The 23,742-nt window shown below is 66.1% G+C and carries 12 protein-coding genes and 1 tRNA gene; 5 read left to right on the forward strand and 8 right to left on the reverse strand.

Translation table 11 applies throughout. The features are described from left to right. Positions 1–144 precede the first annotated feature (144 nt). Entirely contained in the window at positions 145–1,530 is a 1,386-nt protein-coding gene (gene cysG / locus ACP16H_RS10775) for a siroheme synthase CysG (RefSeq protein ID WP_425072294.1), read from the forward strand. A gap of 153 nt (positions 1,531–1,683) precedes the next feature. Next, positions 1,684–2,604 (forward strand): choline ABC transporter substrate-binding protein, encoded by a 921-nt coding sequence (locus ACP16H_RS10780; RefSeq protein WP_425072295.1) that lies wholly within the window; start codon positions 1,684–1,686, stop codon positions 2,602–2,604. 72 nt (positions 2,605–2,676) lie between these two features. Here ACP16H_RS10780 and ACP16H_RS10785 read toward each other — a convergent pair whose 3' ends face one another. Beyond that, complete coding sequence (locus ACP16H_RS10785) at positions 2,677–5,889, reverse strand: efflux RND transporter permease subunit (protein ID WP_425072296.1); 3,213 nt, start codon at positions 5,887–5,889, stop codon at positions 2,677–2,679. 5 nt (positions 5,890–5,894) lie between these two features. Beyond that, entirely contained in the window at positions 5,895–6,890 is a 996-nt protein-coding gene (locus ACP16H_RS10790; RefSeq protein ID WP_425072297.1) for an efflux RND transporter periplasmic adaptor subunit, read from the reverse strand. A 381-nt stretch (positions 6,891–7,271) separates the two neighbouring features. On the opposite strand from ACP16H_RS10790, the gene ACP16H_RS10795 reads away from it, so the two are divergent. Then, positions 7,272–11,495 (forward strand): ExeM/NucH family extracellular endonuclease, encoded by a 4,224-nt coding sequence (locus ACP16H_RS10795; RefSeq protein ID WP_425072298.1) that lies wholly within the window; start codon positions 7,272–7,274, stop codon positions 11,493–11,495. A gap of 179 nt (positions 11,496–11,674) precedes the next feature. Here ACP16H_RS10795 and pssA read toward each other — a convergent pair whose 3' ends face one another. The 4 genes from pssA to argS form a co-directional block, all read right to left on the reverse strand. Then, a complete protein-coding gene (pssA, locus tag ACP16H_RS10800; protein ID WP_425072299.1) occupies positions 11,675–12,469 on the reverse strand; it encodes a CDP-diacylglycerol--serine O-phosphatidyltransferase in 795 nt (264 codons plus the stop codon). A gap of 9 nt (positions 12,470–12,478) precedes the next feature. Continuing rightward, the gene (locus ACP16H_RS10805) at positions 12,479–13,159 is read right to left on the reverse strand and encodes a phosphatidylserine decarboxylase (RefSeq protein WP_425072300.1); all 681 of its coding nucleotides are present in this window, start codon (positions 13,157–13,159) and stop codon (positions 12,479–12,481) included. A 96-nt stretch (positions 13,160–13,255) separates the two neighbouring features. Beyond that, a complete protein-coding gene (locus tag ACP16H_RS10810) occupies positions 13,256–14,692 on the reverse strand; it encodes a hypothetical protein (RefSeq protein WP_425072301.1) in 1,437 nt (478 codons plus the stop codon). An 88-nt stretch (positions 14,693–14,780) separates the two neighbouring features. Next, positions 14,781–16,838 (reverse strand): arginine--tRNA ligase, encoded by a 2,058-nt coding sequence (gene argS, locus ACP16H_RS10815; protein WP_425072302.1) that lies wholly within the window; start codon positions 16,836–16,838, stop codon positions 14,781–14,783. Between the two features lie 333 nt (positions 16,839–17,171). Here argS and ACP16H_RS10820 point away from each other — a divergent pair, with 333 nt between their 5' ends. Continuing rightward, on the forward strand, positions 17,172–20,684 hold the full coding sequence (locus tag ACP16H_RS10820; RefSeq protein WP_425072303.1) for a proprotein convertase P-domain-containing protein: 3,513 nt from the start codon (positions 17,172–17,174) through the stop codon (positions 20,682–20,684). A gap of 179 nt (positions 20,685–20,863) precedes the next feature. Here ACP16H_RS10820 and ACP16H_RS10825 read toward each other — a convergent pair. After that, a tRNA-Lys gene (locus tag ACP16H_RS10825) sits at positions 20,864–20,939 on the reverse strand. Positions 20,940–21,102: 163 nt separating this feature from the next. Further along, on the reverse strand, positions 21,103–22,353 hold the full coding sequence (locus ACP16H_RS10830) for a hypothetical protein (protein WP_425072304.1): 1,251 nt from the start codon (positions 22,351–22,353) through the stop codon (positions 21,103–21,105). Between the two features lie 349 nt (positions 22,354–22,702). Here ACP16H_RS10830 and ACP16H_RS10835 point away from each other — a divergent pair, with 349 nt between their 5' ends. Then, a complete protein-coding gene (locus ACP16H_RS10835) occupies positions 22,703–23,704 on the forward strand; it encodes a hypothetical protein (protein WP_425072305.1) in 1,002 nt (333 codons plus the stop codon). The last annotated feature ends 38 nt before the right edge of the window (positions 23,705–23,742 follow it).

Consider the following 23,742-nt stretch of genomic DNA (forward strand, 5'->3'; position numbering starts at 1 on the left):
GGGCGCTTGCTGATCCCAAGACGGCAACGGCGCTGTCCTTTCCCGAATCTCCGGGTTCACCCGAGCAAGGCTGCTCGACCCTCCTGTGACCAACCATGGTGCAGGCGTGTCGGCGGCCTTTTCTGCGTTTGGAAGGATGAAAGCATGAAGAACTTCCCGATGTTCCTGCGTATGGACGGTCGTCGCGTCGTGATCTGCGGCAGCGGAGAAGACGCCGCCCGCAAGGCCCGCCTCGTCCTGAAAACCGAGGCCGCCATCCGCATCCTCGGAACGGACCTCGACCCGGAACTGGCGGGCCTCGTCGCCTCTGGCCGCGCCGACCATCACCCGACCCTGACGCCCGCGACCTTCGACAACGCCGCGCTGACCTTCATCGCCACCGGCTGCCCCGCGCTGGACGCCGCGCTGGCCGACCACGCCCGCCGTCACGGTGCCGTCGTCAACGTCGTGGACCGCCCCGACATGTGCGACGCCGTCACGCCTTCGATCGTCGACCGCGACCCGGTGGTCATCGCCATCGGCACCGAAGGCGCGGCCCCCGTCCTTGGCCGCTCGATCAAGACCGAGATCGAGACCATGCTCTCCCCCCGCCTCGGCTCCTTCGTCGCCCTCGCGGGAAGGTTGCGCGACGCGGTGGCGCAGAACATCCCGCACCGCCAGCGCCGTGGCTTCTGGGAATGGGCCTTCAACGGCGAGGCCTTCCGCGCCCACCTCGCGGGCCGCGAACGCGCCGCCGCCGAGATCCTGAAGGACGCCATCGCCGCCGGTCAGGCCCCCGCCGAAAAGGGCCACATCGCCCTCGTCGGCGCTGGCCCCGGCGCCCGCGACCTTCTGACCCTGCGCGCCGTGCAGCGCCTGCAACAGGCCGACGTCATCTTTTACGACCGCCTCGTCGACCCCGAGGTGCTGGAACTCGCCCGCCGCGACGCAGACCGCATCTACGTCGGCAAGGACGTCGGTGCCCACGCCATCCCGCAGGCCACCATTGACCGCATGATCGTGAACGAAGCCCTGAAGGGCCGCCGCATCGTGCGCCTGAAATCCGGCGACCCCTCGGTCTTTGGCCGCGCCACCGAAGAACTCGAAGCGGCCAAAGCGGCAGGCATCGAGACAGAGATCGTCCCCGGCATCACCGCCGCCTCCGCCGCCGCCGCCAGCCTGCAAAAGCCGCTGACCGAGCGCGGCGAGATCGACACCTTCGCCATCACCACCGGCCAGTGCCGCCCCGGCGACGCCGCGCCCTCGCGCGCGCGGCTCGCCCATCCCGGCACCGCCGTGGCGCTGTACATGGCCGTGGAAAAGGCCGAGGAGGTCAGCCGCGACATGATCGCCGCCGGGACGCCCGCGGACTGCCCCGTGGACATCGTCGCCTCCGTCTCGACCAGGGACGAGCGCCACGCCGCCACCACGCTGGGCAACCTCGCGCAGACCATCCGCGAGGAGGGCCTCGCCTACCCGGCCATACTCTTTGTCCGCTACCCGAAATCCATGGCCGCCTCCGCCCCCGCGCAGCAGGCAACGGCGGCCTGATCCCTCCCCGACAGGGGAATGCCCCGGCGGTGACGGCTCCCTTCGGGCCGCCGGGGCGCATCGTTCTTGACGGACGAGTCAACACCGCTTGAAGCCCGCGCCGCTTTCCCCGATGCTGCGCGCAATCAAAAACCAACAGCGGAGACTCGATCCATGAAGCTCAAGCTTGCCCTCGGCCTGACCACGGCCCTCACCGCCACCACGGCCTTTGCCGACTGCGACACCATCGTCATGTCCGACGTTGGCTGGACCGACATCACCGCCACCACCGCCGCAACCTCGGTCGTGCTCGAGGCCCTCGGCTACGGCACCGACGTCAAAGTCCTCTCGGTCCCCGTCACCTATACCTCGCTCGCGTCCAAGGACGTGGACATCTTCCTCGGCAACTGGATGCCGACGATGGAAGCCGACATTGCCAAGTACCGTGACGAGGGCACCGTCGACACCGTCCGCGCCAACCTCGAAGGCGCGAAGTACACCCTCGCCGTGAACAAGGCCGCCGCCGATCTGGGCATCAAGGACTTCGCCGACATCGCCGCACACAAGGACGCGCTCGACGGCAAGATCTACGGCATCGAGCCGGGCAACGACGGCAACCGCCTGATCCAGTCGATGATCGACGACAACGCCTTTGACCTGTCGGGCTTCGAGGTGGTGGAATCCTCCGAGCAGGGCATGCTCTCCCAGGTTTCGCGCGCAGACCGCCGCGACGAGCCGGTCGTCTTCCTCGGCTGGGAACCGCACCCGATGAACGCCAACTTCGACATGTCCTACCTGACGGGCGGCGACGATTTTTTTGGCCCGAACCTCGGCGGCGCGACCGTCTACACCAACACGTCCGCCGGCTACGTCGAGGCCTGCCCGAACGTGGGCAAGCTGCTGGGCAACCTTGAATTCACCCTCGCCATGGAAAACGAGATCATGGGCGCGATCCTCGACGACGGCAAGGATCCCAAGGACGCCGCGCAGGCATGGCTCTCGGCCAACACCGGCGTTCTGGACGGCTGGCTGGACGGCGTCACCACCAAGGACGGCGGCGACGCGATGGAAGCGGTCAAGGCCGCGCTGGACTGATCCGATCCCGGACCCGCAAACAGAAACGGCGCCCCGCAAAGGGCGCCGTTTTCATTTCCGGGCGCTGAGACCTCAGGACTTGAACACCCGGTAGATCGCCGGGATCACCAGCACCGTCAGCGCCGTGGACGACAACAGCCCGAACATCAACGCAATCGCCAGCCCCTGAAAGATCGGGTCCGCAAGGATCACCGCCGCCCCGATCATCGCCGCCAGCGCGGTCAGCAGGATCGGCTTGAACCGCGTGGCCCCCGCCTCGATCAGCGTGTCTATGCTGACCTTCCCCTCGGGGTCGGCATGGCGGATGAAGTCCACCAGCAGGATCGAGTTCCGCACGATGATCCCCGCCAGCGCGATGAACCCGATCATCGACGTGGCCGAGAACGGCGCGTGGAACAGCCAGTGCCCGCCCATGATGCCAAGAAAGGTCAGCGGCACCGGGGTCAGGATCACCAGCGGCAGGCGGAAGCTGCCAAACTGCGCCACGACGAGGATGTAGATCCCCAGCAGCGCCACGCCAAAGGCCGCGCCCATGTCGCGGAAGGTGACCCATGTCACCTCCCATTCACCGTCCCACAGCAGGGTCGGCGTCAGGGTCTCCTCGGGCTGGCCGTTCATGCGGATCACGGGCTTTTCCAGGTCCGTCCAGTCCATCGCGTCCAGCGCATCTCTGACCGCCAGCATCCCGTACAGCGGTGCCTCGAAATCCCCCGCCAGCTCGCCCGTCACCATCACCACGTCATAGCCGTTGTGGCGAAAGATCGGATAGGAGGCGCGCTCCTCCGTGACCGTGACGATATCGCCCAGTTCCACCACGCCGCGCCCGCCGGGAATGGCGTTGGCGGGGACAGGGATGGACAGCGTGTGCTGATCCATCGTCCGATCCGCCCGCGCCCGCGCGATCACGATGGGAATGGCCCGCCGCCCCTCGCCGCGATGCGAATAACCCACCGGCGTGTCCGAGTTCAGCAGCCGCAGTGTCTCCAGCGCGTCGGCCTCCTGCACGGCATAGAAATCAAGGTCCGAGGTCGACAGCTTCGCCCGCAGCCGGCGCGGACGCTCACCGTAGCTGTCATCCACGTCCACCACGAAAGGCACGCTCTCGTAGGCCGCGCGCACCCGCTCCGCCACGGCGCGGCGTGTCTCGGGATCGGGACCGTAGATCTCGGCCAGCAGGGTCGAAATCACCGGCGGACCGGGCGGCGGTTCGACCACCTTCAGCACGCCGCCATCAGGCAGCTTCACCGCCTTCAGCATGTCGCGCAGGTCCAGCGCGATATCATGCGAGGTCCGCTCGCGCTCGGTCTTGTTGGTCAGGTTTAGTTGCACCTCGCCCATCTCGGGGTTCTCGCGCAGGAAGTAGTGCCGCACCAACCCGTTGAAATTGAACGCAGCCGGGGTGCCCGCATGGGTCTGCGCCGTGCGCACCTCCTCGACCCCCAGCGCGATGCGCGCCACATCCGAGGCCACGCGATCCGTGACCTCCACCGCCGTGCCTTCGGGCAGGTCGATCATCACGGCCAGTTCCGACTTGTTGTCGAACGGCAGTAGCTTGACCGTCACGTCCTTCGTATAGAGCGCCGTCAGCGACCCGAAGGACGCCACGATCACCACCAGCAGGAACAGGCCCGACACGGCCTTCGACCGCAGGATCGGCCGCGCCACGGCGGCGTAGAACCGGCCCAGCCCCGTGGCCGACCCATGCCCGTCATGGCCATGATCCGCGACCTTCGCCCGCCCGGCGATCTTCAGCATCAGCCAGGGGGTAATCATCACCGCGACGAAGAAGGAAAAGATCATCGCCGCCGAGGCATTGGCCGGAATGGGGCTCATGTACGGCCCCATCAGGCCCGACACGAACAGCATCGGCAACAGCGCCACCACCACGGTCAGCGTCGCGACGATGGTGGGGTTGCCGACCTCCGCCACGGCCTCGATGGCAGCGGTCATGCGCGACTTGCGCGGATGCAGCGACCAGTGCCGCGCGATGTTCTCGATCACCACGATGGCGTCATCGACCAAAATACCGATGGAGAAGATCAGCGCGAACAAAGACACCCGGTTCAGCGTATACCCCATGATATAGGCCGCAAAGAGCGTCAGCAGGATCGTCACCGGGATCACCAGAGCCACCACGATCGCCTCGCGCCAGCCAATCGCCAGCAGCACCAGCACGACGATGGACACCGTCGCCAGACCAAGGTGGAACAACAATTCGTTGGCCTTCTCGTCCGCCGTCTCGCCATAGTCGCGGGTGACTTCGACATGAACCGAATCCGGGATCAGGTGGCCCTCCATGGCCTCCACCCGGTGCAGGATCTGCTCGGCCACCAGCACGGCATTGGCACCCGCGCGCTTGGCCAGCGCCAGCGTCACGGCGGGGCGGCGTTCGGCGCCCTCAGGCCCACGGCTCCAGGTCGCCACATGCTGCTCGTCCGTGTCCGAGACATAGGCCACATCCGCCACATCCCGCACGTAGACGGTGCGTCCGTCGCGGGTGGTCAGTTCCAGGTTGCCGATCTCGGCGGGGGTCGACAGCGTCTTGCCAATCGCCAGCCCGATCTGCTCGCCGCCATCGCGCAGCAGACCCGCGGGGGCCGCGGTGTTCGCCCCCTGCACCTTGCTGACAAGCTGTTGCAGCGTCACGCCATTCAGCGCCAGCCGCTCCGGGTCGGGGGCCACGCGCAGCGCCTCGTCGGTCTCGCCCACGATATAGGTCAGACCCACGTCCTGGATCTTTGCCAGCTCCACCTGCACCTCGCGGGCGATGCGCGTCAGGTCGGCGGCGGTCACGTCGTCCTGCCCCTCTGTGGGGGCAAAGGTCAGCGACACGATGGCCACGTCATTGATGCCCCGCCCGACGATCAGCGGCTCTGGGATGCCGACCGGAATCCGCGACAGGTTCGACAGGAGCTTGTCCCGCACCCGCAAGATCGCCGTGTCCGAAGGAATGCCCACGAGGAACCGCGCCGTGACCATGACGTGATCGTCGCGCGTGTCCGAATAGACGTGTTCCACGCCGTCGATGCCCTTGACGATGGTCTCCAGCGGCTCGGTAATCAGCTTCACCGCGTCCACCGCCTCCAGCCCGTCGGCCTGAACGTGGATGTCCACCAGCGGCACGGAAATCTGCGGCTCTTCCTCGCGCGGGAGGCTCATGAGCGCGATCAGCCCCACCGCAAGCGACGCCATCAGGAACAGCGGCGTCAGCGGCGAGCGGATGAAGGCCTGCGTCAACCGGCCCGCGATGCCAAGGTTGCCCTTCGGAGGTGTCTCGTCCTGCATCGGCTTCACTCCGCGATCACGATGGTGTCGCCCGCCGCGAGGCCGGTGAGGATCTCACGCCAAGCCACGCCCTCGCGGACCACCTCGGCCCCCGGCACGACGACGCGGTCCAGCGCCGCGCGATCATCCTGCACGGCCACGAAATCAAGTCCCCCGCTGCGGTGCAACGCCGCCTCGGGGATAAGGATCGCCTGCCGTTCCGCCACGGGCAGCCGCACCGGCATCCGCCGCCCGACAAAGCGCCCGTCCAGCCCCTCGACCTCCACGTCCGCCTGCACGCGGCCGCCTTCGATCTGCGGATACAGCTTCACCAGTCGCCCGGTCTGGCGTTCGCTGTCCGCGCCGGTGCCGATCTCGATATCCGCGCCTTCCTGCAAATCCCCCGCATAGCGTTCGGGGATCGCCAGCCGCAGGTAGACCCCGCCGCCCGCGATCACCGCCACCGCCTCGCCCGGGACCACCACGGACCCGCGCGAGATCGGCACCGACAGCACCACGCCCGTCGCCGGGGACAACACCTTGCCCTCGTCGATCTGCTGCATCACCACCTGCCGTTCCGAGGTCAGGCCGCGGATCTCGCCCTCGATCACGTCCACCGCCGTCTGCAACTGGTCCAGCCGCTGCGCCGTGATGACTCCGCGTTCCCGCAGGGAGGTGCCGCGCTCCAGATCCGCCTGCGCCGTCTCCAGCTGAGCGGTCAGCGATTCCAGCCGCCCGTCGATGGCGTCGATCTGGAACTGCAGCTTGTTGTCCTCGACGAGCGCGATCTGCTGCCCCTGCTCCACCCGGTCGCCCTCGACCACGTCCAGCGCCTCGGCGGTGCCACCGATCCGCGCCCGCGCGGGCACCTGATCGCGCGCCTCGACCCGGCCATAGACGGATTTCCATTCGATGATCGGGGTCTCGGTCACCTCCAGCGTCTGCTGCGCCAGGGCGGGCAGCGCCACGAGTGCCGTAATCAGCGCCAAAATCTGCGGCCGAACATAGGTTTGCAAAGCCATGGGTCCCCTCGTGTCAAAATCCGTCCCGCTATATATGCAAATTCACGCATACGTCTAGCGCCTATCCATTCGGTGAGACTTTTCATCCATCGGGCGAGCGCCAAAAGGCACCGCCAAAGCCGGACGTTGCGAATCACCCCCACGAAATTCGTACCGCCCTTTGACCTGTCCACATATGACATGCCGCAAGGTCACATGTTTGCACGGCCACCCCTGCCGCTAGGGCACCTGCCTAAAAGCCATTCAAAATCTGGACCAATTGGCAAAATTTCGCCTTCCGCGTGTAGCGACGCAAATGTGTGCTGGACGTAACACCGTTGTTACCAAACGCTGTCACCCACAGCCTGACGCATTCAGAACGGGCACAACCGGGGGATTTCGATGTTTTTCAAACCGTTTCAGTCAAAGGGCCACGGCCACGCGCGCGGCCACAACCCGTTCAACTTCGAGGTCGGGACCAAGGGCGGTGATTCCCTCACCGGGACCGATGGCACCGACCTGATCTTTGGCCGCTCGGGCGATGACACCATTGTGGCCTCGCTGGGTCTGGACATCATCGACGGCGGGCGCGGGTTCGACACCGTGGAATATACCGGCTCGATCCTCGACGCCGACATCGACCTCTTTGGCCTGCGCAAGGGCAAGTATCACCACGCGCTCAACGCCTCCACCGCCATCGTCACCCAGACCGACGACAGCGGCGCGGTCGTCAGCATCGACGTGCTGAAGAACATCGAGGCGCTCTACTTCGCCGCCGATGACTTCACCCTCTTCCTCGACGGCACCAACAACGCGGTCCTCGCAGGCGACGACACCGCCGCCACGACCGAGACAGAGGCCACCACCCTCGCCGCCGCCGACCTGCTGGCGAATGACACCGAGTTCGACGGCGACACGATCACCATCACGGCGGTCGATGCGACCTCGGCGCTCGGCGCGACCGTCACCTTCGACGGCACCCAGATCGTCTACACCCCCGCCTTCGACGCGCTGGCCGAGGGCGAAACCGTCGAGGATACCTTCACCTACACCGTCGATGACGGCTTTGGCGGCACCGACACCGCGACCGTCACCGTGACCGTCACCGGCACCAACGACGCGCCCGTCCTGACCGTCTCCGACGCGGCGATCACCATCGACGAGAACGCCACCGCCGTGACCACCGTCTCGGCCACCGACGTGGACAACGGCGCGGCGCTGACCTACGCGCTGACCGGCGACGACGCGGCGCTCTTCTCCATCGACGGCGCGGGGGTCATCACCTTCAACGCCTCCCCGGATTACGAAGCCCCCGCCGACGCCAACGGCGACAACACCTACGACCTGACCGTCCTCGTCACCGACGAATTCGGTGCGACGGACGAACAGGCAATCACCGTCTCGGTCCGCGACCTCTGGGACCCGATCAGCCTGATCCAGAGCTTCGAGACCGAGGCCACCGGCGGCCGCTACGACTATGACCCGGCTGCGGGCGCCCTGACGGAACTGGGCGAGGTCGTCGACCTGCCGAACGTGCCGGGACTGGCGTCGGTGGATTCCACCGAGGCTTCGGACGGCCTGTGGGGCTATGACCTGCAATGGGTGAACACCCGCAACGACAGCGGCATCTCGGACGGTGATTTCATCGGCGTGCAAAGCTTTACCGGAGATGTCGGCAGCTTCACCGATGGGGTGCAGGGCTATGAGCTGTCCGACAGCGACGGCCTGCTGCGCCTGACCTTCGACACCATCGACCTGTCGGCGCGGGCCGACAACACGGTGGTCAAGGTCTCTCTGGATGCCTTCCTGACCGAAACCGGGTGGGAAAGCGACGACCTCGTCCGCATCTTCGTCCAGACCGACCAGGGCAACGTGACGTTGCTCGACAGCACCGGGCAGGACATCGACGACCTCGGGATCGAAGGCGAATGGCTGACGCTCAAGACCACGCTGGACGCCGCCGTGACCTCCGCTGCGCTGGTGGTGGAATTCGACTCCAACGCCGCGTCGGAGGCGCTGTACCTCGACAGGATCGCGCTGAACGAGGTTTTCCAGCTGACCCAGAGCTTCGAAACCGAAGCCACCGGCGGCCGCTACGAACTGGCCGACGCCTCGGACGGCCCCACCGCCCTGGGCGAAGAGGCCGAGGTGCCGAACATCCCCGGCCTCGCCTCGGTGGACTCGACAGCCGCCTCGGCAGGCCTTCTGGGCTATGACCTGACATGGGTGAACACCCGCGGCGACGTGGGCCTGTCGGACGGCGACTATATCGGCGTACAAAGCTTCACCGGCGACGTGGGCAGCTTCTCGGACGGCGTGCAGGGCTACGAGCTGTCCGACAGCGACGGCCTGCTGCGCCTGTCCTTCGACGCCATGGACCTGACGGCGATCGGCGAGCTGACCTTCTCCATCGACGCCTTCCTGAACTCGACGGGCTACGAATCCGACGACCTGCTGAAGATCTACATCGCCACCGATCAGGGCGACGTCACCCTGATCGACACCACCGGGCAGGACATCGACGACCTCGGCATCGAGGGCACGTGGATGACCCTCGCCGCCACCGTCGGCGCGGATGTGAACACCGCCCAGCTGATCGTGGAATTCGACAGCAACGCCGCGTCCGAGGCGCTGTACGTCGACAACATCTTCATCACCTCCGACCCAGAGGCCACGGTGGAACCGCCGGTCGCCGACATCACGCTGATCTCTGACATCCAGGGCGACGGCGCGGCATCGGCCCTCGACGGCCAGCAGGTCACCGTGTCGGCCATCGTGACGGCGGTCAGCGACGTGGGCTTCTGGGTGCAGGAGGAGGCCGCCGACGACGACGGCAATATCCTCACCTCCGAAGGCATCTACGTCTACACCAACGGCGGCTATGCCGTGACGCTGGGCGACCTGGTCGAGGTCACAGGCAGCGTGGACGAGTATTTCGGCCTGACCGAGATCACCTCGGTCTCGGGCGTCATCGTCCAGTCCTCCGGCAACCCCCTGCCCCCGGCCACCGTGATCGCCCTGTCCCCGGACGTGGCGCAAGAGTGGGAGCAGTACGAAGGCATGCGCCTCTCGGTGACCTCCGGCACCTCGGACGCGCTGACCGTGACCACCAACTTCAACCTCGACCGTTATGGCCAGATCGCCATCGCGGCGGGCAACCTGACGCAGGCGACGCAGCTCTATGACGCCCAGACCCAAGCCGCCGAGATCGCCGCGCACAACGAGGGCAATGCCAATGCCTCGCTGCTGCTGGACGACCTGAACGGCGCCCAGAACCCCGACAGCTTTGCGTACCTGCCGGGCGGCGCGGGAGACAACGGCAACGGGTATCTCGACAGCGGCGACGATTTCGGCGACGCCGGGACCACCGTGCGCCTGGGCACCGAGATCGCTCAGCCGGTCGAGGGTGTGCTGACCTATGCCTTCAGCGAATGGACGTTGCAGGTCACCGACACGCTCGTGTTCAACGACACCAACCCGCGCGAGACAACTCCGGCGGACGTGGGCGGCACGCTGCAGGTGGCCTCCTATAACGTGCTGAACTTCTTCACCACGCTGGACGAGGGATCGAACGCCACCGGCCCGAACGGTGACCTCGACCCGCGCGGTGCGGACAACGCCGGGGAATTCGCCCGCCAGTCGGCCAAGATCGTCGAGGGCATCATCGGCACCGGCGCCGAGGTCCTGGCCCTGCAGGAGATCGAGAACAACGGCACCACCGCCATCGGCACGCTGGTCGACCTGCTGAACGCCGAAGGCACCGCCGCCAGCTACGCCTATGTCGATCCGACCGGCACCGGTGACTTCATCGGCACGGACGCGATCACCACGGGCATCATCTACGACGCCGCCTCGGTGACGCTGCTGCATTCCGAGGTTCTGGTCTACACCGAGGCCTCCGCCGATGCCACGGCAGCCATCGGCACGGCGCTGACCGCGATCATCGGCGGCAGCTTCGACGACTACCAACGCAACCGCCCCTCGGTGGCCGCGACCTTCGAAGACGCCGACGGCAACACCTTCACCGTGGTCTCCTCGCACTTCAAGTCCAAGGGCGCGAGCGGCCTCGACTCGCTGGCCACCAGCGCGGAGAACTGGCTGACCAACAACCCGACCCACGCGCAATTCGCCACGGTCGAAGGTCTGCTAGCCAACCTCTACGCCGATGCCAACTACGAACAGGGCGACGGTCAGGGCTTCTGGAACGGCGCGCGTCTCGACGGCGCGGTGGAACTGGCCGACTGGATCGCCAACACCTACAACGGCGGCGGCACCACGAACTACCTGCTGCTCGGCGACATGAACTCCTACGCCGAGGAAGACGCCGTCCAGTACCTCGACGATGACGCGGGCCTGGTGGACCTGATCGACGCCTTCATCGGTCAGGACGAAGCCTATTCCTACGTCTTCGACGGCCAGCGCGGCACGCTGGATCAGGGCCTTGCCGATGCGTCGCTGGCCAGCTCCGTCACGGGCGTCACCGAATGGCACATCAACGCCGACGAGCCGGACCTGCTGAACTACGACACCTCGTTCAAGGACCCGGCCTTCTACAACGACGGCGTCTATGCCTCCTCCGACCACGACCCGTTCATCGTCGGCCTGGAACTGGGCGCGATCGTCTGACCGCCTGACACACGAACACGAAAAGGGGCGCAGCATTCACCACGCTGCGCCCCTTTCCCTTCATCTTGACCAAAATACCTCGGGGAGCGCGAGGGGCAGCGCCCCTCGCCCTTCGATCCGGAGATACCACCTAACGCCCCAAGCGCCCCCGATTTCTCGTCGAGAAATCGTCCCCGCGCTCAGCCAAACAGACGGCCCCGCGCCTTGACCAGCGCGCCTAGGATCACCGCCAGATAGGCCAGGTCGACCACCACCAGCAGCACCCAGGGCCGGGTGAACACCAGCCCCATGCCGATCACCACCGCAAAGAACAGCACCGCCACCAGACGACGCGGCACCTTCACGCCCTTGGGCGACGGCGTGTGCAGCTTCGAGATCATCAGCGCGCCGACGAAGGCCAGCCAGAGACAGACCAGCAGCGGCGCCTGCCCCGCGTCCAGCACGCCCACGTAGGACAGGAATACCGGGAACAGCCCCAACAGCGCCCCCGCGGGCGCAGGCACGCCGACAAAGTAGCGCTTCGGCTCCTCCCCCGGCTCCGCCTGCCCGCTCATCACGTTGAACCGCGCCAGCCGCAGACAGGCCGAAACCGCAAAGATCAGGGCAAAGATCCACCCCAGCCCGCCGAAGTCATGCAGATGCACCTCGTAGACGAGGATCGCCGGGGCCACGCCAAAGCACAGGAAATCCGACAGCGAGTCCAGCTGCGCGCCCATCTCGGACTGCGCCCCCAGCCTGCGCGCCAAGAGCCCGTCGAACAGGTCCGCCAGCGCCGACAGCATGATGAGGAACACCGCCCATGAAAAATGCCCCTCCATGGCGAAACGGATCGCCGTCAGGCCGAAGGACAGGCCCATCAGCGTGACCATGTTGGGGATCAGCAGCACGAGGCTGACCTCGCGCCGATCCGGCGTCGCACCAGACTCCACCGCGGCGTCGGTCTCTGCTTCGGTTTCGTCTGGCTGCTCTGACATGGGTCCGCCTTACTCTTTCACTTGTCCGGTCAGGTCGGCGATGACCGTCTCGCCCGCCACCATGGTCTGACCGATGCGCACCGTGGGCGTCACGCCCTCGGGCAGGTAGATGTCCAGACGCGAGCCAAAGCGGATCAGCCCGAACCGCTCGCCCCGCGCCAGACGGTCGCCGTCCTTAGTCCAGCACAGGATGCGCCGCGCCACGAGGCCCGCGATCTGCACCACGCCATAGCGACGCCCGTCCTCCATGGTGACCGCCAGCCCGTTGCGCTCGTTGTCCTCGGACGCCTTGTCGAGCGAGGCGTTCAGGAACTTGCCCGGACGGTAGGCCACCTTGTCCACAACGCCCGCCGTGGGCAGTCGGTTCACATGGCAGTTGAACACCGACATGAAGACCGAGATGCGCACCATCGGCGCCTCGCCCAGACCCAGCTCGGCGGGGGGCACGGCAGGCTCCAGCAGCGACACGATGCCATCGGCGGGGGACACCATGATCCCCTCGCGCTCGGGGGTCGACCGCTCCGGGTCGCGGAAGAAGTAGTAGCACCAGACCGTCAGGCCAAGGCCGATCCAGCCGAGCGGCTCCCAGACCAGGTAGAGGACAACCGCGATCGCGGCAAAGATCGCCACGAACTTGCGCCCCTCGGGGTGCATCGGCTTGACGAAGGTGGACATCATGGAAACGGACATGGGCGCTTGGTGACCTCGACGGATATGTTTGCCCGTTTACCTAGCCAAGATGGCGGCAGATGCAAATCAATCCTGCCCCGAACGCGGTGTCAGCGGTCAGTCAAGTGCCAGTTCCGGTAGATCCCCCAGCCCAAGAAGCACCACGATATCCTCGAGCAGCACCCCCACCGGGCGCAGCAAGCCCTCCGGGATGGCATCAGCGCGGTTCACCAGACGGCGCATCACGTCGGCCAGCACCTCGGGGCGCAGGATATCCAGCGCCACGCGCCGCAGCAGCGGCCAGACCAGAACCAGCTGCGCAATGTCGCCATCCGTCTCGGGCAAACCCGCCTCGGGCGCCGCCTTGCACCGGGCGCGCAGCGCGTTCAGCGCGGGCAGAAAGCCGTTGACCTCGTCGACCGGCACGCCGGGCAGCAGCGCCCACATCCGCACCGGCGCAATGCCGTAAACCGCCACCACGTCGACGATATCCGCGTCGGCATCCGGGTCCGCGACCTCGCCAAAGAAGGCCAGCGACTCGTCGTCCGCCGTCGTCACCAGCCGCACGGCAAGGGTGAACGCCTCCGGGGCCAGCGCATCCACCGCGCTTTGCAGGCGGTGACGGAACACGCTGTGATCCTCGCGGAACAGGTCCACCATGTAGGTGAACCCACGCGCGATCTTGTTCAGGTGATAGCCGATATCGGCGGCCAGATAGGTGGGCCGCCCCGCCCCGTCGCGCAACAGGGGCACCATGGCCGCCAGTTCGCCCTCCGGGTCCTGCGCCGCCGTCAGCCGCGCGCCGATATCCTCGACCAGCGCATCCAGATCACGCGCCTGCCACAGGGCGCGCTCGGACACCCAGTTGTTTATGTCGATATCCAGCTCGCGCAGGTCGTCGCGGATCCATGTGCTGACCCCGTCCACCGCGAAATCGCGCACCACGGGCAGCCACTCGGCCTCATCCTTGCCGAACAGGCTGTCGCCGTGCTCGGCCTTCAGCGCATCCGCCAGTTCGAAGACATAGGCGGGCAGCCCCGGCGTATCCCGCGGCACATAGCCCGCCGCACAGGCGTAGACCGAGCGCGCCATGGTCGCCACCTGCTGACCCGCGTCGTTCGAGAAATACTCGCGCGTCACCGCCCAGCCGTCCTGCAACAGCATCTCGGCCACGCTGTCGGAAATCACCGCCAGCCGGATGTCCCACAGGCCCAAGGGCGCGGTCGGATAGGCCGAGGAAATCTCCACCACGGCCTTGCCGCGCGGCTCCCGGCGCACGGCCAAAGCCTCCGCCGCCCAGTCGCCCGACACCGCTCCGCGCAGCTCCAGAAGGTCACCGGAAACCGCGACCTCCAGCCCTTCGGCCCGCGCTGCGGTCACAACATCCGCCAGCACCTCGGCCCCGCCCAGCGCGGCCATGTCCAGCCGCAACGCGCCGCCCTCGACCGTACAGGCCGCCACCAGTCCGCCGGGATCGCGCAGACCGGGGCGCAGCTCCGGCACGGCGGCCAAAAGGCCAGCCAGCACTTCCAGATCAGGGGACAGGGGTCGCATGACGCGTCACTCTCGCAAGGTTTCTTACCCAACCATATGACAGCCCGCGACGGAAACCGAAACCGTCGCGGTGCCGCAGTTCTTGGCCTCAGATGCTTTCCGGCGTGTCGATGTGGCAGATGGCAAGACCGTTCACCAGCACCAGCTGCACCGCCTTGGTAATCAGCACGCGCGATTCATTCGCCCCGTCGTCGCCCAGCACCGGCGCCACGGTGTAGTACGAGTTGTACTCCATCGCGATGTCCAGCAGGTGCCGCAGCAGGTAGGTCGGGTTCGCACGACGCGCCGCCTCGGCCACCTTCTGCGGCGTCTGTTGCAGCATGAGCAGCAGCTTGGCCTCCTGCGCGTTCAGCTCAAAGGCCCCGATCTGTTCGACGGTCTTCGGCTCGGACCCGTAGCGACGCAGGATCGAACGCGCTCGGCAGGCGGTGTAGACGGCATAGGCGCCGCCCGCCCGCTCGAACCCCAGGATGGTGTTCTCGAGGCTTGAGACGTCGATATCCACCGATCCCTTGATGTCCTGCTTGAGGTCGTTGAACACCAGCGACCCCACGGTCAGCTGGCGCGCCGCGCCATCGGCATCCGCGCCTTCACGCTCGGACAGACGACCGTGGAAATACTTCTCGGCCTGATCCAGCAGCGCCATGACGTTGGACACCGACGCGCGCGAGGACAGCTTCTTGCCCGTCTCCGCATCGACGTAGAAGCCAAAGTACAGGTGCGTCAGGTCGGGCTTGCCGTCCCTGACCATGCCCAGCACCTCGGCGGCGGCGAATAGCCGTTCAAAGTGCGAGCGCTGCTCCTGCCCCACCACGTAGACGATGTGATCGGGGTTGAACAATTCGTTGCGGCGATGGATCGCGCCAATGTCGCGGGTCGCGTAGATGCTGCGCCCGTCCGAGCGCAGCAGAACGAACCGCTCGCCCCCCGGCAGATGCACCACGGTCGATCCGCAGTCCTTCTCGATGGACAGCTTGCGGAACTCCGCCTCGCCGTCGCTTATCTCGCCCGCGGCGTGCAGGCGGTCCACCTCGGCCAGCGCGGCGTCGGCTTCCTCGCGGGTGTAGACCGAAGCCGTGCCGGCCTTGATCGCCTCTGCGATCACATCCAGACCGTCCTGGAAGTAAAAGCTCTCGCCGATCACGAAATCGATGTCGATGTTCAGCAGCCGGTAGAAGCTCTGGAAGTCCGCAAGGGACCATTCCACCATCTTCTCCCACAGGGCGACCTCGTCGGGGTCGCCGTTCTCCAGCGCCTGGAACCGCGCGTCAGAGGCCGCCGTGAACTCGGCAAAGGCCGCCTTCGCCCCCTCGGCATCCTCGACACCGGGGAAATAGGTGTCCACCACGGCGCGATCCTCGGCAGGCCAGTCGGCCTTGGCCGCGCCCGTCTCGACGATGCGCTCCATGCTGCGGCGGATGGTGTAGACCGCCAGCAGGCGCTGGTTCTCGGTGCTGCCCTCCGGCATCGCGTCATGGAACCGGCGATAGCCCTCCAGCAGGAAACCGAAACCGCCGAAGTCGTTGATATGGTTCACCCGATACACGGTCGCGCCGCAGGCGTCATAGACGTTCGACAGCACCTCGCCGGTGATGGTCGACCGGATATGGCCCGCGTGCAGCACCTTCGCCACGTTGGGCGAGGAATAGTCCACCACCACGTTCTGCCCGGCCATGGTGTCGTTCAGGCCGAACTGGTCGCCCATCGCCACAACCTGCCCGGCGCTGCCCAACAGCCAGGCATTCGTCAGCGTGATGTTGATGTACATGCCCTTCAGCTCGATCGCCTCGACCATGTCGGCCATGCGCTCCGATTGCAGGATCTCGGAAATCGCGGGCTGGAATTCGGCGATGAAGCGCTTCGGCCCGCCGTGCTTCAGCAGGCTCGGCACCTTCAGCGCGATATCGCCGCCGAACTTGGCGCGGTCGATCAGGTCCAGCTGCAACATCACCTCGTCGATGCCGGTGGCGTCGCGCACCACCTGCGCCAGCCGCGCCTCGGTCTGCGCCCAGACATAGCCGTCCAGACCCGGGTTCACGCGGGCAGCGCGGTCGGCCTGCACTTCCTCGCGCTTGGCGATGACGGCGGCGCGGTGGTCACCCACGACACGGGCAAGATCGGAGGAGGCGGAGGATACAGAGGTCATGGCGGCGGCTGCTTCTTGGTCTGGTTGCGGAGTGGATGCGGTCTTTCCGAACCCTTGCAAGGACGCCCGGACGGCACCGGAGGCTCCAGGAAAGGACCGGGCGGAGCAATAGCCAGCCATGCCTGCGGAGTCTATCCCTGACGGGTGCTTTTCCTGATATGGCGCGAGCGCCCTGTGGCAGCCTCACGCGATGCGGGAACCCTACCGTCACTCGTCCGTGAATCACCCGGAAGCCCCGTAAATACACACGTCCCGCGCCGCGCCGCGATTGCCCACAAAGCTTAACCTTGCTTTAACCTTTCTCACCGCCGCAACATTATTGAAATGATTTCCATGACATTTTTCACCGACATCACCGACCCGCTGTTCCGCTACCAGACCTATCTCTCCGGTTACGACTACGGTTTCGGCTCCCACGTCATCACCGAGGACACGCCCGTCCTGAACATCGCCCCCATCTGGGAGCAATACCGCGGCGAGGGCATCCATGTCGGCATCGGTCTGGGCATCGTCGATTACACCCACCCCGATCTGACCGCGAATTACAACGCCGGCGCGCTGGCGCTGATCGACCCGCTGCCGCTGATCGCGGATTACGAGGCCGGGGCCACGCAGGCGACCTTTGTCGCCGGAGTGATCGCCGCCGATGACGATGGGCAGGGGCTGGTGGGCGTCGCCCCGGATGCGACCGTGTCCTACCTTGGCTCCACCATCACCGATCAGGACATCATGGTCCTGCTGCCGCAACAGGACCGCGATACGACCCTGTGGGACGCCTATGATCCCGCGACCCTCGCGGCCACGGGCCGGGGTGGCAAGGGCATCATCACCATCGCCAGCGCCCCCGCCGCCGCCCCGGTCGGCGCATGGCAGGAAGAGGGCTATTGGCGCGACCACACCGTCACGGAATATGCAGATCACAACAACCGCGCGGTCATCACCGTCAGCGGCATGACCGCCACGGGCGGCAAGTTCTGGGGCGAGGCCTCGGGCGACATGATCCTGGTCGGCGCGCCGATCTTCTCGGACATCGCGCAGGGGGCAGATTCGCTGTTCAACCACACGCTGGGGCTGGACCTGAGCGGCGATCTTGGTGTGAACGGTGCGGACGACAGCCTGGGCATGTGGACCTTCGGGGCCGGGCTGGACCAGGTCGACCCCTCGCTTTACCAGGTGAACACCGACAACGCGCTGGCCGCGTCCGGCGTGACCGCCGGTGTCGTCGCCCTGATGCTGGACGCCAACCCCAACCTCGGCTGGCGCGACGTGCAGCAGATCCTCGCCTATTCGGCCCTGCAACCTTCCAATGCGCCGACCGGCACCGAACAGGTCACCGCCAATGGCGCGACGACCAAGAACGGCGGCGGCCTGCTGTATTCCGGCGTGCACGGCTTTGGCCAGATCGACCCCTTCGGCGCGGTGCGGCTTGCCCAAAGCTGGGGAGGAGGACAGAGGAACAGCGCCAACGAGCTGACCGTGACCGTGGACGCCGACCCGGCGGTGATCGGCAGCACTGTCGACGTGAACGGCGTCTGGGAACCGGATCAGCCACAATTCGCGGACATCGCCCTGACCGCGACACAGGCCGTGAACATCGAACACGTCAGCGTGACGCTGCGCGCCACCGTGTCGCCGCTGCATTGGCTCGACGTCACCGCGGACCAGATGATCGTGCAGCTGATCTCTCCCTCCGGCGCGGTCAGCAACCTCACCGGTACGATCGGCGAGGCCCATTCCGCCACCGGCGACACCATCGACATGACCTTCACCTCGCGCCGTTTCTGGGGCGAAAGCGCCACGGCGGGGGATGGCGTCTGGACCCTGCGCTTCGTCGGCGCCATGTGGGACACCGCGGGCGTCACCATCGAAGATCTTGCCCTGCAATTCCACGGCAACGGCGAGCACCCCAACACGACCTACTACTTCAACGACGACGCCCTGCGCAGCGCGGAGTTCGGCATCGACCCCCTGATCGAGGATACCGACGGCTTAAACGTGGTGAACACCGTCGCCATTGCCCGCGATGTCGTCTTGAATGCGGCGGCGGGCAGCAGCAGCTTTGCCGACGGGGTCGAGATCTTCCGGCTGGGCGCCGACACGACGATGTATCGCTTCACCACCGGAGATGGCGACGACCTGCTGTTCGGCAATGCCGCCGCCAACAGCTATCTTCAATCCGGACGCGGCGACGACATCCTGATCGGCGGGACCGCCGACGACTTGATGTACGGCGAACGGGGCGACGACACCTTCGACGGTGGCGGTGGCCGGGATGTCATCAATGGCGGCACCGGGTTTGACACGGCCATCTACAACCACGATTATCTTCACGTTTACACGGACAGGTATGGGGCGACCATCGTCCGGGACCCGAACGACCTGACCACCGGCGACGACCGCCTGTCCAGCATCGAGCGGATCGTCTTCAACGACGGGATATGGCACAAAGGCCGTTTCTTTTCGGACACGTCGTTGCGCCAGGCTGCGGACACGGACGACCGTTTCAGCTGGGCCTCCCTGGACGAGGTTGTCGGCACGGACGGACACGTGCGGCACAGCTACACGGTGTTCGACAATGGCCGTATAGACGACCGCCACTTCTACGACGGTATCTACAACGGTCTCGTGGCGTCCTTCGAAATGCAGGACGCCGGGAACGCCTACGCCTGGACAAGCCATGCAGCGCGGTTCGACAGCCTGGGGCGACAAACCTGGGGGCAGACCACCTTTGACGAAGGACGGACGCTGACCCTGACCTTTTCCGGCGGGGTCCTGACGCAGCGGACCCACATCGAGTTCAACGGTGCCTTCAACAAGCGCCCGTGGAACGCGATCTACGAATATTTCGATGCCACGACCGGAGAGCGCACCCAGACCGTCACCGTATACGACGATGGCCGCAATCTGGACGAACGCTTCGACCCGGCTACGGGGCTGATCGTCTCGCGGCTCGAAACCGACCCGACCAACACCGCGGCATGGACCGAAAAGGAAGACCTGTTCGACACGCAAGGCCGCCAGACCTCCAGCCGGACGGACTATGACGACGGGCGCGTCACGACCGGGACCTTCGTCGACGGTGTCCTTGTCCAGCAGACCACCTCCGACCCGGACAACGCTCACGGCTGGACCAGCGTGACCGAGCTGTTCGATGCGGTCTTCGGCCGGGTGACACAGCGCACCACGCTGAACGACAACGGGCTCGAAGTGGTGGCATCCTTCGATGCAGAGACCGGCACGGCGACGGATCTTCTGCAACGCGACACCGGCAACGCCTACAATTGGACCGAGCGGCAACATCTCTTTGATGAAGAGGGGCGGCCCCAGTCCGCCACGGTGCTTCAAGACGACGGGCGCGTTTCGACGGCGACCTATGTCGAGGGTTCCCTGGACGTGTTGACCGTGACGGACCCCGGCGAACGCTTCGCCTGGTCCGAGATCACCCGCGACTTCGATGTCCCGACCGGCGTGCTCCAGACCCTGACGACGGTCTACGACAACGGCCATGTGGTTGCCCACACGCAGGATGTGACGACCGGCGTTCGCACGCAGACCCGCCAGTGGGACAACGACGATGTCTTCATCTGGACGGAGATGACACAGGACTTCGACCCGGTGACCGGCGCGGCGGTTGCGACGCTGGTGCAGTTCGACGATGGCCGGACGGATCAGACGGACTTTGTCGATGGCGTGATCTCCACGCGGCTCATCACCGACACCGAGAACCGCTTTGCCTGGACGACGAGCTTCGAGACCTACGACGAGACCGGCACCCTGACCGAGCGGGTCATCACCTACGACAACGGCACCGAGCGGACGACGACCTTCGACGACGCGCTGCTGTAAGCCGCGCCAGCACCGATCCGCCCGTCCCACACTCGCCGGGGCGGGCGGCCCGTACCCAGCGGGCTAAGGCATGCCCCTGCAAGGCCATTCGGAAAACCAGCAGTCCCAAACGCAAAAGCGCCCCGACCGAAGGCGAGGCGCTTTTGCGATTTCTGCATCCCCCCTTCCGGGGAGGACAGTGGTGAGCCGTGCAGGATTCGAACCTGCGACCCACTGATTAAAAGTCAGTTGCTCTACCAACTGAGCTAACGGCCCACTGTGTGGAGCGGTGTCTAAGTGGAACGGCCGAGACCGTCAACCCCGATTCCCAGCTTTTTGCATCGCCTTCGCACTTTTTCTCCAACCTCTTGGAAAAACACACGAAAACGCCCGATCCACGGGGGACCGGGCGTCAACTCGCGTCAGGATTGGCGCTGCATCAGATCATGCAACCGGACCAGTCGTCGTCCTCTTCGACAGGCTCCTCGACGGGCTGTTCTTCCTCCTCGGGGCACTCGGTCTCGATGAACAGATTGCCCAGGTCGACGTTCGGCGGCATGCCTTCCGGCCACTCGTCCGAGGTCGCGCCGCTGTAGTTGATCTCGCGCGGCAGATCGTCGGGACCATCGGGGTCGTTGGGATCGGGGTAGGTGATCTCGTCGACACCTTCAAAGTGACCGATGCCCACGACCCCGCCGTTCTCGTCCAGATACTCGACCGAGCCGGACAGCAGACCGGTATCGGGGTCTTCGGTCAGATTGATGACGTTGACGGCGCCCTGCTCGGTCAGGTCGAGCGTGGTGTGACCGTCGCAATCGGCGTGCTCTTCGGGCTCTTCCGGCAGCTCCGGCTCTTCCGGGGTTTCCGGCTCATCCGGCCAGGTGCCGCCCGTGCCGCCAGTGCCACCCGTACCGCCGGTGCCACCCGTACCGCCGGTGCCGCCAGTGCCACCGGTTCCATGTGTGCCGCCCGTTCCGTGGGTGCCGCCCGTACCGCCAGTCCCATCGGTGCCTGCCGTCGCGCCGGTGCCGCCATGCGAACCACCATGCGTCCCGTGCGAGCCACCTTCCATGTCATCGTCCCCACCGTCGTGACCGGCGTCGTGATGACCGAAATGACCGTCGAGATGGTCGTTGAACCAGTCAAAGAAGCCATGCCCCTCGACGCCACCATTGTGATACGAGGTCGAGCAGCTGGCCTGCGAGCCACCCGTGGCACCGCTGCCACCGTGCGATCCGCCCGCAGTCCCCTCGGTCCCGCCGTGGGAACCGTGCGAGCCGCCAGAGGTGCCGGCGTGCGAGCCATGCCCGCTGCCATCCGTCCCGCGCCCCGAACCATCGGTTCCGTGACCGCCATGCGATCCGCGACCCGACCCATCGGTCCCGCGACCGGACCCATCCGTCCCACGGCCCGAACCATCCGTCCCGTGGCCGCCATGCGATCCACGACCCGACCCATCAGTCCCGTGGCCACCATGCGACCCGCCGCGCGTACCGCCAAAGCTGATCGCGTGCTTGCCGAACAGGTTGTCGAGCAGCCCGCCCGACCCGTGCCCATCCGACCCACGTCCGTGCCCGTCAGAACCACGTCCACCATCGGACCCGCGACCGCCGTCGCTGCCACGCCCCCAAGAATTGTGGTGGGTCGTGCGGCCGCCAAAGGTCGGCAAATTCCAAAGTCTGCTGAACATACTGAACTCCTTTCATGTCCCCAAGCGCCAAGGAAGAAAGCGGCAACACCCACCAACCCGGCACACACCTGAGCCCCCACTCAGATCATTGAACTATGACCACACCGCCCAGCTTTCGCCAAATTTCCTAACGATTTCAGGGGGTATTGTTTCGACAAACTCCGCCCCACGACCGAACGGCGGAAATTTCCCCTAGGTCAAGAAACAGTCGAAACCGGTGCTGCCACATTTGGGACACAAACAAGCCGCGCCCCTTCCTCACTTCTGCACGAATCACTGACTAACGGTTAAGTCTTTAGGCCCGACGCGCGGGTCCCATCCGTTGTATGAAGTCGCCGCAGGTCTCCCGATGAACAGCACCCTCCGCCGCCACGACCGCGTGAAGGCCGCCGCCGAGGCCTTCTTTGGCTCCGCCATCGAGGACATGTCGTTCCCGGGCGGCGAGAAACGCGCCTCGGTGCGGCTGCGGGTGAATGGCCGCTCCGTCATCGCCTCCCTGCGCCCCGACTACCGCCGCACCCATCTCGAGGCGTTTGTCCTGCAAAAGCTGCACCCCTTCTGCGACGACGTGCCGGAATGCCTCGGCGTCGAGGCGGACGTGCTGTTCCAGGCCGACGTGGGCGACCGCCGCCTGAACCAGGAAATCCGCGCCCACAGCCCCGCCGTACAACAGGCCCTCGCCGAAGAGGCCGTCGCCGCGATCTTCCGCATCCACGCCGCCGCCCGTCGGACCGACCTGCATGACATCATGCCCCACCTCGGCAACAACCCCGGCTGGCTGCGCAGCTTCGTCGACGCGGTGGACATCCTCGAACCCCTGATGGAACGCGGCATCCCCGCCCGTTATCCCCGCGACAGCCTGCCCGACTTCCTCAACCGCCCTGCCGCGCAATTCGTCAAATGGGACTGCCGCGCCGGGAACGCCGCGCTGGACGAGGCCGGCCGCCTGCGCTGGTTCGACTTCGAATACGCGGGCATCCGCCACGGGGCCGAGGATTTCGCATGGCTGATCGGTGACGAAAGCTGGCCCGTGGACGCGGCCACCATGCTGGACCTCGTGGCAGACGGGTTCGACCCGGCCTGCGGGCATGACCTCGACGATTACATGGCTTACCTGACCGTCTATTCCACGCTGCATTGCGTCCAGCGGCTGAAGCTGATCCTCGAAGAGGTGCAGCGCCGCGGCTGGCGCGACGCCGCCGAGATCGTCGACCGCGACGACGTGGGCCGCCACCCGGACTTTGCGGCGCAACTCTGCCGCAACGCCGCCGTGCTGGCGGATCGCCACGCCTATACCGCGCCGCTGGTGCCGTATTTCGAGACGGCAGTGGACAGTTTCCTCTCTGTTTGAGGCGTGCAAAGCGCCCCTCTGGCGAAACCGCACCGTCA

The organism is Sagittula sp. S175, from assembly GCF_049800975.1.
Classification (GTDB): Bacteria; Pseudomonadota; Alphaproteobacteria; order Rhodobacterales; family Rhodobacteraceae; genus Sagittula.

Bases quoted from the DNA above. Each gene is read 5' to 3' on its own strand.
- ACP16H_RS10805 (WP_425072300.1), bottom strand. From the start codon at position 13,159: ATGTCCGTTTCCATGATGTCCACCTTCGTCAAGCCGATGCACCCCGAG.
- ACP16H_RS10810 (WP_425072301.1), bottom strand. From the start codon at position 14,692: ATGCGACCCCTGTCCCCTGATCTGGAAGTGCTGGCTGGCCTTTTGGCC.
- ACP16H_RS10780 (WP_425072295.1), top strand. From the start codon at position 1,684: ATGAAGCTCAAGCTTGCCCTCGGCCTGACCACGGCCCTCACCGCCACC.
- ACP16H_RS10835 (WP_425072305.1), top strand. From the start codon at position 22,703: ATGAACAGCACCCTCCGCCGCCACGACCGCGTGAAGGCCGCCGCCGAG.
- pssA (WP_425072299.1), bottom strand. From the start codon at position 12,469: ATGTCAGAGCAGCCAGACGAAACCGAAGCAGAGACCGACGCCGCGGTG.
- ACP16H_RS10830 (WP_425072304.1), bottom strand. From the start codon at position 22,353: ATGTTCAGCAGACTTTGGAATTTGCCGACCTTTGGCGGCCGCACGACC.
- ACP16H_RS10820 (WP_425072303.1), top strand. From the start codon at position 17,172: ATGACATTTTTCACCGACATCACCGACCCGCTGTTCCGCTACCAGACC.
- ACP16H_RS10795 (WP_425072298.1), top strand. From the start codon at position 7,272: ATGTTTTTCAAACCGTTTCAGTCAAAGGGCCACGGCCACGCGCGCGGC.
- ACP16H_RS10785 (WP_425072296.1), bottom strand. From the start codon at position 5,889: ATGCAGGACGAGACACCTCCGAAGGGCAACCTTGGCATCGCGGGCCGG.
- argS (WP_425072302.1), bottom strand. From the start codon at position 16,838: ATGACCTCTGTATCCTCCGCCTCCTCCGATCTTGCCCGTGTCGTGGGT.
- ACP16H_RS10790 (WP_425072297.1), bottom strand. From the start codon at position 6,890: ATGGCTTTGCAAACCTATGTTCGGCCGCAGATTTTGGCGCTGATTACG.
- cysG (WP_425072294.1), top strand. From the start codon at position 145: ATGAAGAACTTCCCGATGTTCCTGCGTATGGACGGTCGTCGCGTCGTG.